This window comes from Youngiibacter fragilis 232.1, assembly GCF_000495435.3.
GTDB classification, from domain to species: domain Bacteria; phylum Bacillota; class Clostridia; order Clostridiales; family Clostridiaceae; genus Youngiibacter; species Youngiibacter fragilis.
Window position 1 is genome coordinate 20,910 of sequence record NZ_AXUN02000217.1, and the last position, 11,247, is coordinate 32,156.

The following is an 11,247-nucleotide window of genomic DNA, read 5'->3' on the forward strand; positions in this document are numbered from 1 at the left end:
ATATAAATGATGTAATGAAACGGGCAGAATTCAGCAATCTTTTCACAATTTTATGACAAATTCTTCATCTTATAGTAATATTATTTCTTGAAAACCATTTCTCCCATGAATATTTCCTAAGGAGGGCCAAACAGTGGCAGAATCACAGAGTTTATTCAAAAAGCCTACCATTTCATTCGACCAGATGATTGATGTGCTCAACAACTCTTCAGACGGCATAATGGTTACTGATCACCTGGGAACTGTAACCTATGTTTCTCCCGTGGCATATGAGAATATGGGTCTGCCCGAGAAGGACCTGATTGGAAGAAATGTGGATGACCTTGTAAAAGAGGGGCGATATGACCATTCTGTAGTTAAGGAAGCAATAGTAAGGGGGGAGCGAACCACTGGTATTGTAACTGTCAAGGAAGGCAACAGGGTCGTTTCTACCTGCACTCCAATTTTTGATGCAAACCATAAGATAATAATGACTGTCACTAACGTGCGAGTCCAAAGCCTTATGGACAAGTACCTTGAAGAGCTCAATGCAGTCAAGGCAAAGTCCAGAAGGTACAAGTCCGCCATTGAGTATATAGGCAGCCTTGATCAGAGCAAGAATGCCATAATCGCAGAAAGTCCCGCAATGGTCGAGATACTCTCGTATCTGGAGAAGGTTGCCTGGACAAACAGCACAGTATATCTTCAGGGAGAATCGGGAACCGGAAAGGAAGTCCTGTCAAGGTTCATACACAATGAAAGCCAGAGAAGCAATGAGCCGTTCATTCCTGTAAACTGCGCCGCAATACCGACAGAGCTCCTTGAATCTGAGTTCTTCGGTTATGAGAAGGGGGCATTCTCAGGAGCTCTGACAAAGGGTAAGCCTGGCTTCTTTGAAATGGCAGATACAGGCACATTGTTTCTTGATGAAATAGGTGACATGCCTCTTAACCTTCAGACAAAGCTTCTCAGGACCATAGAGTCCGGAGAGGTCCAGAGGCTGGGAGGTACCACTTTGATAAAGACCGATGTCAGACTGATTGTCGCAACCAACAAGGACCTTGCACTAAAGGTCAAGGATGGCTCATTCAGGGAGGATCTCTACTACAGGATAAATGTCATACCCGTAAAGATTCCTCCATTACGCGAAAGGAAAGAGGACATAGTCCCGATCGCCGAGCATTTCATATCACAGTTCAACAGGAAGTATGATACCGGGCTTTCCCTGACTCCTGAAATGAAGAAGACACTCGAAGCCCACAACTGGCCCGGAAACATCAGGGAGCTAAGGAACCTCATAGAAAGGATGGTAATCGTCCCCGGAAGCATCAATGACATCGCTGAACTTACGACAGCAGTCCCGGCCAGCGAGCCAGCATTTGATGCTGCTGCTCTCAGCGAGAAAGTCGCACAGCATTCCGGCGACCTCAAGTCTCTTGTCAAAGCTGTAGAGAAGGAATACATATCAAGGCTTCTAAATGAGAAGGAATGGAGAGTTAACGAGATTGCCGACATACTCGGAATCCACAGGAGCATGCTATACAGGAAGATGCAGGAGCTTGGGATCCAGAAGAAGGTCGGAGTAAAATAGTTAAACAGAAGCACAGGCCTTCCGGGTCTGTGTTTTTATTCAATGCGGTTATCCTCCAATGATTTAATTCGAGAATCGCTTCGCAAAAATGCACCAATATTCCACTATTTGAGAATATGTTCCTTCAATCCTCTGTTGTCCAATTGAATCAGTGTATACGATTTCCAAATCGCAAGTAATATTGCGCAATATTAGCAGTTTGTTAGCAGTCAGCGTATATTTCATGGCATTTTTTATCATTTTCATAAAATGCCGAATCTTCGATTTTGGCACAGATATTGCTTAATATAATTTGATATTGTTTCTAGAAGCACATATACGAAAAGGAGGATTTACACATGGCTTACACTAAAGCATTTATTCCTTATGGAGGATATTATTCCACTCCGTTCGTAAGATGGAATGGCTCACTTAAAGGTGAAAATCCGATTGTTCTCGGCGCCGATACTGCAAAGAGATGGTTCGGGGAAAAGAAAATCGATCCTACAGTACTGGACTATCTTTACTTCGGTTCTACAGTAGTGAATCCCTTGTCTTTTTACGGGCATGCATATGCGGCAGCTGTGATCCTTGACAGGAAGAAGGAAATTCCTGCCATTTCACTCAACCAGGTCTGTGCTACATCAACGACTACTCTGGGTCTTGCAGCAAATGATGTGGAGCTTGGCAACTTTGATACTGTTTTCTGCCTTTCTTCAGACCGTACCTCAAGCGCACCTGTAATAGTTGCACCAAACCCGAAGACGGGTACCGTCGATGTGGAGAACGTGGTCCTGGACAATTTCAAAAAGGATCCGTCACCGGGAGCAGGACTGCAGATGTACCAGACAGCAGAGTTAATCGCAAAGGAAGTCGGCATAACAAGAGAAGAATGCGATGAAATCGCCCTGCTAAGGTACCAGCAGTACCTTGATGCACTGGCAAACGACAGGGAATTCCAGAAGAGATACATGTTCCCTGTGGAGATCAAAGAAGGAAAGAAAAACTTCAGGTACATTTCGGAGGATGAAGGTGTAAAGCCAACGATTGCTGAAGAGCTTTCAAGACTAAGGCCGCTTGAAGAGGGTGGGGTCCTTACCTTCGGAAGCCAGACACATCCGGCTGACGGCAATTGCGGTATCATTGTCACCAATAAGGAAAAGGCAAAAGAGCTGAGCACCGACAAGAACATAAATGTACAGGTACTGTCGTATGGAATAGTCAGGATAGGCGCCGGAAGAATGGCCGCTGCCCCTGCTCCGGCACTCGAGGAGGCTCTTATGAACGCGGGGATTTCAGTCAGGGACCTTAGCCAGGTAAAGACACACAACCCGTTCGCCGTTAATGATGCCAATCTTGGCAGGATGCTTGGAATAGACCAGAGGATGATCAACAATGGCGGATCTTCAATGGTTTATGGACATCCGCAGGGACCGACCGCAGGAAGGTCAATAATTGAGCTCATCGAGCTTCTCGCTGCACAGGGCGGCGGATATGGCGCCTTTACCGGATGTGCTGCTGGTGATATCGGAGCTGCAGTAGTCATAAAAGTAGATTGATCGTTACACTGTAATCCGTTTTTAGCGCATTCGATTGACACCCGACATGTATTGTCATGCCCTCTGCCAATTTTACTGAACACGAACGATTACACTAAAGGAGTATCACCCAATGCCCAATATTCGAAGATTCATTGTATATATCCTTGGACTTGTAGTCCTTTCATTCGGTATAGCCTTTTCAATAAGGTCCGGACTTGGAGTTTCTCCTGTCAGTTCGATACCTTATACGCTGAGCAGGATCTCCGGTCAGACTGTCGGTTTCACGACCACAGCCTTCTATTCATTCTGCATAGTCCTTCAGCTGGTGATACTTAAGAAGGATTTCAAGCTTAGGCATCTGCTGCAGTTCGTGTTCTCGTATGTCTTCGGCTTGTTTACAGACATGAGCATGTTCCTCACAAGGAACCTGGCTACGGATGTATATCCCGTGAGACTTGCCATGCTGGCAATTAGCCTCGTCCTGATCGCTTTCGGGGTTTATACAGTCGTGCTTACCGATGTTGTTATGAATGCCCCGGACGGTCTTGTAAAGACAATTGCGGACCATTGGCACATTGAGTTTTCCAAAGTGAAATCCATATTCGATGTCATCTGCGTTTCAACTTCCATAATCCTTTCACTTGTTTTCGTCGGAAACATAACAGGGTTGAGGGAGGGAACAATAATAGCTTCCCTGTCGATCGGAAGGCTGATAGGAGTGGTCTCAAGACGGTACAAGGAGAAGATAGCTTCCCTTTATACCTGATTATTAAGTACCATTTACTTTACCAATTACTCCTCCATATAGGTTTTACAAAGAAGAATCCCTGCGATCTTTACTATCGCGGGGATTCTTCTTTGTAACCTTGCTTCTTTTTTATAGGATCTCATCAATCGGCGGATCGTTGACATCAGCGAACAATTCCGCCTTGATGTCAGGAGCCTCATCCGGTTCAGAAGGCCCCTTCATCGTGTTGATGGCCTGGCAGTTCTGGCACTGGTAACCTTCTTCGACAGGCACAAAGTAAGACAGTCTCTCGCAGGTGGTGCAATAGCCTTCTTTAGCCTCAAGCATTACGATCCCTCCTCAAGTATTTCTTACCTTAATTATACAACTCTTTATGCCAAAGAGATTGCCATTGCTTTTCAATTCTGTGAACAATTGACTATTTCATATGTACAGGTCACGTTTGTTGAAACCTCTGAAGGTAACAACATTGAGTATCAGTATCGCTGCGGCAGAGATCATTATGAACTCAGGCCTTAGCCCCGTGCCATCGATTAATTCCGGTACTGAGAAGAACCGAAACGGTGTCAGGTACCTCAGGAACTTCCCCTGCTCTACCATCTCGCTTAATACAGAAGTCAGATAGAACACAAGGGTGATCGACATGACCAGGCTTGTTGAGACCTTTGGACGTTTGACTACTGATGCAACTGAAGTTCTTATAAGGAAAAATATGCATTGTATCAGCAGCATCGAGATTGTCATCTCATATAGCAGGCTGTCAATATTTTCACCTTTGGAGTAAAAGTCAACCGAGAACTTTGACATCGCAAACATCATGGCGTTGAATATTATAAGGCCGGTAAATCCAGCAAGTATCTTTGCCGCCATTATCTGAGTCCTTGACCTTGGCTTCACCATCAGGAATTCCGAGGTCTTCACGTTCTCTTCCTTTGATACAATGTTTGCGCCGAGCATAGCTGCATGGATTGCTGCCATCAGAATGAGATATGCAATCAGGACACCGAAATATCCTGCAAGAGTACCAATGTCCAACCCATTCATACCAAACAGCAGCTTAAGGAACTTTGGCATGGCATCCATGATAGCATTGATGTCCTGTCCTGTGACTTCAAGGGCACCATATTTGCTCATACCTCCAAAGGTCATTGCCAGTATTCCTATGCCCCAGAAGATCAGGGACCTTACCTGGGCCTTCATTTCTTTGAAATATATGTTCATATCCCTCTCCTCCTACACTGCGTGGATATCTTTCCTCTTGAAAACAAGGAAGGAAAGACCTATGAATACTGCTGCCGCTGCGATTGAAGTCAGGAGAAACACCATCTCGTAGCTCTTTTCACGCAGTATGTATATTGATTCGAAATACCGGAAGGGCAGTAGCAGTTTAACCTTGTCCTCCTCGATTATCCTGGATATGGTAGAAGCGATGAAGAAAGTCACGACGATACTAACCGATACGGTGACGACAGACCTTATCCTCTTTGCGAAGACCGCCCATAGAGCACCCATTGCAAAGAAAAGGAGCTCTGTGATAAGCACTGAAAGACCGAGAAGCAGGCAAACTCCCTTGTCAAATTCAACAGCCAGAAGTACTCCTGCTATGAAGAACACCTCTGCAATCAGTATCACATTGGTTATCACGATAAGCGTTATCCCGGCCATAAGCTTTGCTGCAACCACCGTTTCCCTCTTGACTGGCTTGGTCATGAGAAAGTCCGCCGTCTTGTCTGTATTCTCCCTCGAGAAAAGGGCAAGTCCCAGGTTCATTCCCATGATGCTCATGAACAGGAGTATGAAAGTCATGATGTACCCATAATACCCGTTAAAGGACAGAAGGTTCTTGAGGTCCATCGCAAATCCTGAAATGACCTCCTTTGGCAATCCCTCGAAGATCTTCATGAATGCCTCTGAGTCAGCCGTGAATTCCCTGAACAGGCTGAGGAACATAAGCTGGACAGCAACCATTGAAACGGTCCAGATTGTTGCTGATTTCCTGTACTGCTTTAATTCATGCAGGTATACGTTCATGATTCATCACCTTTCTCATAGTAGTGCATGAACACCTCTTCCAGACTAGGTTCTTCGATGAGGATGTTCTTGAGCTTCAGTCCTGAAAGCTCCTTCATCACCAGATTGATGTCACCCTTGTAAAGGAAGCTTGCTGATTTCTCATCCTTCAAGACATCATCCACACCAGGGAGATCGAGCAGCCCATTGTATAGCTTGTCCTCTGTCTCGATATTGAACCTCTTGTAGGTCTCGCCCCTCAGGTTCTCAATGTTGTCAAGCCTTATTATCCTGCCGTCCTTAATGATTGCAACCCTGTGGCACAGTTTCTGTACTTCTCCGAGTATATGCGATGAAAACAGGACCGTAGCCCCCTTCTTGTTCTCTTCCTCAAGAAGGTCAAAGAATTTCTTCTGCATTAGAGGATCCAGCCCGCTTGTAGGTTCATCAAGCAGAATAAGCTTAGGTTCATGCAGCAGCCCCTGCACGATTCCGACCTTCTTTTTGTTTCCGAAGGAGAGGTCTTCGATCTTCCTGTCCAGGTCAAGGTCCATTACCTCCGATAGCTCCTTGATCCTCTTCGAACAATCCTTCTTATAGAACGATGCGGAATAGTTCAGAAGCTCCTTTACCTTCATGTTATCGTAGTAAAAGACCTCAGAAGGCAGATAACCGACATTCTTTGCTATTTCAGGGGCATCCTTTACGATATCCATTCCGAAAATAGTTGCTTTTCCCGAAGTGGGTCTGATTAAGCTCAGCAGCGTCCTTATGGTTGTTGATTTTCCAGCACCGTTTGGTCCGATGAATCCAAAGATCTCCCCTTCCTTGACATCAAACGTAAGGTCCTCAATCCCTCTCGTCTTCCCATAGTATTTAGTCAGCTTTTCAAGTACTATTACACTCATTCCCAATTACCTCCGTCATCCTTATATAGCATTTTTTTAAGCAGCTTAAGGTATTCCTCACTCTCGCTGAAGATTTTCTCATAGTCGATATCCGACCCTTCAGCCTTTGCTTTTGTGAAGACCGTCTTTCCGTACCCATCGAATGTCCAGGTTATTATCTGCATGGCCTTTGCTATGTCTATTCCGTCCTTGAATTTCGAAACATCGGTGCCGCTCAGCATCTTCCCCTGTGCCTCCTTCAGAATCGCGGCTGTCTTTCCATCCATGTAGGACCTGGCTTCCTCAGCATCGTCAAGATATGCGGTCTCGATGAACCTGAAGAGTTCCGGATGCTTCAGCACCAGCTGTCCCTTTGCCCGGGTGATTTCCATTATCCTCTCCATGAAGTCCTGGCTTTCAGATGACAGCTTTCCGTATAGTTCATCCATGAGGGTCTGTACTGAATAATCATATATGTACCTGTACAGGTTCATCTTGTCCTTGAAATAATGGAAGAGAATTCCTTTTGATATTCCTGCCTCCTTGACTATCTCGTTGGTGGAGGCTTTCCTGTATCCGTTCCTGGCAAATTCAGCAAGTGCCGCGTTCAATATCCTCTCCTTCTTGCTTTCGTCTAGCTTTTCAAAATTAGTATACATTGCTCCTCCTTCCTTACTGAATCCCTTATACAACTTCAGATTACACCCATTGACCAATCAAGTCAATATTTACAGAAACTATTTTATGTGGTTTTGAATACTGCATCGTAATTGCAGAAAGACGGAGCCTTTGCGGCTCCGTCTTTCTGCAAATCCTTATATTATGCTATTCTGCAAGCTTACCCATGATCTCAAGCGCATTGAGCATCGAAGCCTTATGGGGCGATGATTCGAAGGCTGCTGTAAGGTCCTGTCCGGCAAAATAGCCCTCATGCTCTCCCTCTGTCCACCCATCCGCATCAGTCACATTGTAGACTATACCGTCTATGGCGATGTATGCATCCGCTCCATCCTTACCGTCAAACTTAGACAATTCTTCAAGGGTGAAGGTCTTATCCGGTATTGTCTGTACCACATAAGTTTCTTCATCGGGTCTTGTTCCCCTTTCTACCTTATGCCCCTTTTCTCCTGGGATTCCCTTACCACCCGTGGCCGAGCTCACAGCATCTTCCCCGTTTCCCTCAGTCTGTGCTGCAGCAACTGAGTTATCCATAGCTCCGGCAGCTTCACTTCTGGTACATCCTGCCAGCGCAAATGTTCCAAGAACCAATGCAAGGCTTGCAGCCATCATTTTTTTGTTCCTTATCATCTTGATCATTCTCCTTGTATATCGTATTTAAAGACTTGAATGTCCGTAAGAAATTTATACCATCAGCAGTATGAACATTCTCCGAAACAAGTACATTAAATTGCCGCAAATAACAAAGAAATCATAAAGAGTAACCATTCCAGATTTTCTCAGTTTACTATTGAATCGCACCTTCTTTGGTGTTAATCTATTATTAGATTAAATGATATCAATTGGCAACGGAGTCAAAGTTACGCTTTGACTCCGTTTTTTTCAGTACATGGAACTGCAAATCCAAAATAATCTTCAAGGGGTGCTTTTAATGAAGAAACTGGAGATAGTAATAAAACCCGAAAAGCTCGAACCTCTGAAAAAGATACTTTCCGAATGCAATGCAAGCGGCATGATGATAACAAATATAATGGGATATGGAAACCAGAAGGGATTCAGGCATATATACAGAGGGACCGAATATCTGGTAAACCTATTGCCTAAGATTAAGGTTGAAACAGTGGTCTCTGCAGAAATAGCTGAAAGGATCATAGAAAGAGTAGTAAAGGAGATTTCCACCGGAACCTTTGGTGACGGCAAGATATTCATATACGAGCTCGATGACGCAGTACGTATAAGGACTGGTGAAAGAGGTCCTGGTGCACTTTAGCAATCCTGGGCTTCCCACACACTCCTGAATGAAACCTCATGACATGCCTCACACCTTGTCATGGGAAGCCCATGATATAGGCAGGTGCATAATGTACCTGCCACTTTTTAATAATCAGTCAAGGTTTTGGATTGCATTTGAACTGAACTTAATTTATAATGATTATAAATTGAAATCAATCATATTTTATAAAATTTAATGATCGGGAGTGAATTATGGAAATCACAGAAAACATACGAAAAAACCTTCTTGAATACCAGAAGAGCGAAGCTACCGGAGCAGAAATCTACAGAAGGATATCCGGAATAGTAAAGGATGAGAACGATAAGGCCACCTTGCTTAAGATAGCATCTGAGGAAGACAAGCATGCTGCAATCTGGAAGAGGTATACGAGGGAAAACATCAGCTACAGCAAATGGAATGTACTCTTCTACACTCTCCTTGCAAAGCTCTTCGGCTATACATTTGCAATCAAGCTCATGGAAAAGGGAGAGAATACCACAATTGACAATTACACCAAAGATCCCGAATTCATTAAGGCCGTGCCGGAATCAGCACGGATAACCGAAGAGGAAGAAGCCCATGAGGATGCATTGATCGGAATGCTCGATGAAGAGAAGCTCAAGTACATGGGATCCATAGTTCTTGGACTTAATGACGCCCTTGTGGAGATTTCAGGAAGCCTTGCAGGATTCACCTTCGCGATGGGCTCCAACAGGCTCATATCCATGGCCGGCCTCATAACCGGAATCTCCGCTACCCTTTCGATGGCAAGCTCCGAGTACCTGTCGAACAGGTCGGAAGGAAGCAGCAACCCCCTTAAGTCCAGCATCTATACAGGCTTTGCATACCTTATAGCTGTAGTGCTCATGATATTGCCTTTCCTTCTCCTTCCGGACCAGATGCATTATCAGGCACTGTTCCTTACAATGCTTATCGTTGTGGGAATCATATTTGTTTTCAACTTCTACCTTTCGGTCGCAAAGGACTATGACTTCAAGACCAGGTTCCTTGAAATGGCGGCTATAAGCCTTGGGGTTGCAGCACTGTCATTCTTCATAGGTATAGCGGTTAAGAATTTCCTTGGAGTTGAACTGTAAGGTACATTAACCAGATATCAGCACCCTGGGATAGGGATGCTGATATTTTTTCGCCCTGATATTTAATCTGATTTTCATCATTTCTGCATTGACTTTAAGAATGGCAGATATATATTTATATTGAAGATACAATTCTTCAAATCGCATAATATTATGGGGGAAAGAAATGAACATCGGGATACTAGTACATTCCAAGACAGGCAACACACTCTCGGTCGTCAAGGTCCTCGAAGAAAGGCTTAGTAAGAACGGACACACTGTAACACTGGAACGCATCGTACCTGACAACGAAGACCAGCCGGACAAGTCAAAGGTAAAGCTCGTATCGGCACCATCGGTTTCAGGATACGATTCCATAGTCCTTGCTGGTCCTGTCCACGGTTTCTCGCCTACAGCGGCAATACAGAAATGGATCGAGACCTCAGGTGACCTCAGAGGCAGGAACATATCTCTCATCATCACCCAACAGTTTCCCTTCCCATGGATGGGAGGCAACGGAACAGTCAGGAAGATAACATCCCTCCTGCAGAAAAAAGGAGCTTCCGTAAATGTCTCATCAATCGTGAACTGGGGAAGCGGAAAAAGGCAGATGCTTATAGATGATGCAGTAAACAAGGTATCGGAATACCTGAAATAGTTCTTAGAGGGCAGACACTTCTGCCCTCTTCGTTTGTCACGGCTTATTGAAATATTGTATACTTAGATAAAAACACCAGAGGTGCCATATGAACTCACTCACCCTACGGACGATAGCACTGATAACAATGATAATAGACCATACCGGAGCGGTGTTCTTCCCTGGAGTGGATACATTCAGGATAATAGGAAGGATAGCGTTCCCAATATACTGTTTCCTTTTGGTTGAAGGCTTCAGGCATTCTGGCGATGTCAAGGGATATATAAGGAGGCTTGCAGCCTTTGCAATAATATCTGAGCTTCCGTTTGACCTGGCCTTCTTTGGAAAGCTTGAAATGACACATCAGAACATATTCTTCACCCTAACCCTGGGACTGACCGCCATATACCTCATGGATACTAAAGGCAAGGAGCTTCCTTACATTGGGCTGGTCTCAGTTGTTGTGGCAATGGTCCTTGCATCACTCCTGAATACCGACTATGGGTACATAGGCATCCTGTACATACTGATCTTCTACCATACCAGACTGATGACAGGCCCAATGAGGCATCTCATCGCATTCATAGTGTTTACACTCTCAAACTTCCTTTTTACAGGCGGCCTTCAGCTTTACTCGTCTCTTGCCTTCATTTTCATAATCGCATATAACGGAAAACCTGGTCCAAGGTCGAAGGTCATCCGGTATTTCTACTATGCGGCATACCCTCTTCACCTTATGGTGATCTTCCTGGTATCAAGATATGTCATCTGAGAAAACATAAAATAATGTATTTTGGCAGCCTGGATTATCCAGGCTGCTTTTGAATACTGTTACTGCTGACTTCTGT

General features: G+C 44.7%; 13 protein-coding genes. 7 read left to right on the plus strand and 6 right to left on the minus strand.

Going from position 1 to position 11,247, the window contains the following annotated elements; translation table 11 throughout:
- The first annotated feature begins 133 nt into the window (after window positions 1-133).
- From T472_RS16790 to T472_RS16800, 3 genes are all read left to right on the plus strand, one after another.
- Window positions 134-1,570, plus strand: a complete 1,437-nt coding sequence (locus T472_RS16790) for a sigma-54 interaction domain-containing protein (protein ID WP_023388953.1) — start codon at window positions 134-136, stop codon at window positions 1,568-1,570.
- 338 nt (window positions 1,571-1,908) lie between these two features.
- Complete coding sequence (locus T472_RS16795) at window positions 1,909-3,108, plus strand: thiolase family protein (RefSeq protein ID WP_023388954.1); 1,200 nt, start codon at window positions 1,909-1,911, stop codon at window positions 3,106-3,108.
- 112 nt (window positions 3,109-3,220) lie between these two features.
- The gene (locus T472_RS16800; RefSeq protein ID WP_023388955.1) at window positions 3,221-3,856 is read left to right on the plus strand and encodes a YczE/YyaS/YitT family protein; all 636 of its coding nucleotides are present in this window, start codon (window positions 3,221-3,223) and stop codon (window positions 3,854-3,856) included.
- Window positions 3,857-3,967: 111 nt separating this feature from the next.
- Here T472_RS16800 and T472_RS16805 read toward each other — a convergent pair whose 3' ends face one another.
- The 6 genes from T472_RS16805 to T472_RS20415 form a co-directional block, all read right to left on the minus strand.
- Entirely contained in the window at window positions 3,968-4,165 is a 198-nt protein-coding gene (locus T472_RS16805) for a hypothetical protein (protein ID WP_023388956.1), read from the minus strand.
- Between the two features lie 96 nt (window positions 4,166-4,261).
- Entirely contained in the window at window positions 4,262-5,059 is a 798-nt protein-coding gene (locus tag T472_RS16810; protein WP_023388957.1) for an ABC transporter permease subunit, read from the minus strand.
- A 12-nt stretch (window positions 5,060-5,071) separates the two neighbouring features.
- Window positions 5,072-5,869: an ABC transporter permease subunit gene (locus T472_RS16815; RefSeq protein WP_023388958.1), complete on the minus strand. Its 798-nt coding sequence runs from the start codon at window positions 5,867-5,869 to the stop codon at window positions 5,072-5,074.
- Entirely contained in the window at window positions 5,866-6,756 is an 891-nt protein-coding gene (locus T472_RS16820) for an ABC transporter ATP-binding protein (RefSeq protein WP_023388959.1), read from the minus strand. Before T472_RS16820 ends, T472_RS16815 begins: the two co-directional genes overlap by 4 nt.
- On the minus strand, window positions 6,753-7,394 hold the full coding sequence (locus tag T472_RS16825; RefSeq protein ID WP_023388960.1) for a TetR/AcrR family transcriptional regulator: 642 nt from the start codon (window positions 7,392-7,394) through the stop codon (window positions 6,753-6,755). The genes T472_RS16820 and T472_RS16825 overlap by 4 nt, the downstream gene beginning before the upstream one ends.
- A gap of 166 nt (window positions 7,395-7,560) precedes the next feature.
- On the minus strand, window positions 7,561-8,043 hold the full coding sequence (locus tag T472_RS20415; RefSeq protein ID WP_023388961.1) for a cytochrome b5 domain-containing protein: 483 nt from the start codon (window positions 8,041-8,043) through the stop codon (window positions 7,561-7,563).
- Between the two features lie 301 nt (window positions 8,044-8,344).
- On the opposite strand from T472_RS20415, the gene T472_RS16835 reads away from it, so the two are divergent.
- From T472_RS16835 to T472_RS16850, 4 genes are all read left to right on the plus strand, one after another.
- Entirely contained in the window at window positions 8,345-8,683 is a 339-nt protein-coding gene (locus T472_RS16835) for a P-II family nitrogen regulator (RefSeq protein WP_023388962.1), read from the plus strand.
- 215 nt (window positions 8,684-8,898) lie between these two features.
- Window positions 8,899-9,783: a VIT1/CCC1 transporter family protein gene (locus T472_RS16840; RefSeq protein ID WP_023388963.1), complete on the plus strand. Its 885-nt coding sequence runs from the start codon at window positions 8,899-8,901 to the stop codon at window positions 9,781-9,783.
- A gap of 166 nt (window positions 9,784-9,949) precedes the next feature.
- On the plus strand, window positions 9,950-10,420 hold the full coding sequence (locus T472_RS16845; protein WP_023388964.1) for a flavodoxin family protein: 471 nt from the start codon (window positions 9,950-9,952) through the stop codon (window positions 10,418-10,420).
- A gap of 88 nt (window positions 10,421-10,508) precedes the next feature.
- Window positions 10,509-11,171 (plus strand): TraX family protein, encoded by a 663-nt coding sequence (locus T472_RS16850; RefSeq protein ID WP_023388965.1) that lies wholly within the window; start codon window positions 10,509-10,511, stop codon window positions 11,169-11,171.
- Window positions 11,172-11,247: the final 76 nt, after the last annotated feature.

What these genes read in the sequence shown, in the direction of transcription:
- T472_RS16795 (WP_023388954.1), top strand. Translation starts at nt 1,909, where the DNA reads ATGGCTTACACTAAAGCATTTATTCCTTATGGAGGATATTATTCCACT.
- T472_RS16800 (WP_023388955.1), top strand. Translation starts at nt 3,221, where the DNA reads ATGCCCAATATTCGAAGATTCATTGTATATATCCTTGGACTTGTAGTC.
- T472_RS16805 (WP_023388956.1), bottom strand. Translation starts at nt 4,165, where the DNA reads ATGCTTGAGGCTAAAGAAGGCTATTGCACCACCTGCGAGAGACTGTCT.
- T472_RS16810 (WP_023388957.1), bottom strand. Translation starts at nt 5,059, where the DNA reads ATGAACATATATTTCAAAGAAATGAAGGCCCAGGTAAGGTCCCTGATC.
- T472_RS16815 (WP_023388958.1), bottom strand. Translation starts at nt 5,869, where the DNA reads ATGAACGTATACCTGCATGAATTAAAGCAGTACAGGAAATCAGCAACA.
- T472_RS16820 (WP_023388959.1), bottom strand. Translation starts at nt 6,756, where the DNA reads ATGAGTGTAATAGTACTTGAAAAGCTGACTAAATACTATGGGAAGACG.
- T472_RS16825 (WP_023388960.1), bottom strand. Translation starts at nt 7,394, where the DNA reads ATGTATACTAATTTTGAAAAGCTAGACGAAAGCAAGAAGGAGAGGATA.
- T472_RS20415 (WP_023388961.1), bottom strand. Translation starts at nt 8,043, where the DNA reads ATGATAAGGAACAAAAAAATGATGGCTGCAAGCCTTGCATTGGTTCTT.
- T472_RS16835 (WP_023388962.1), top strand. Translation starts at nt 8,345, where the DNA reads ATGAAGAAACTGGAGATAGTAATAAAACCCGAAAAGCTCGAACCTCTG.
- T472_RS16840 (WP_023388963.1), top strand. Translation starts at nt 8,899, where the DNA reads ATGGAAATCACAGAAAACATACGAAAAAACCTTCTTGAATACCAGAAG.
- T472_RS16845 (WP_023388964.1), top strand. Translation starts at nt 9,950, where the DNA reads ATGAACATCGGGATACTAGTACATTCCAAGACAGGCAACACACTCTCG.
- T472_RS16850 (WP_023388965.1), top strand. Translation starts at nt 10,509, where the DNA reads ATGAACTCACTCACCCTACGGACGATAGCACTGATAACAATGATAATA.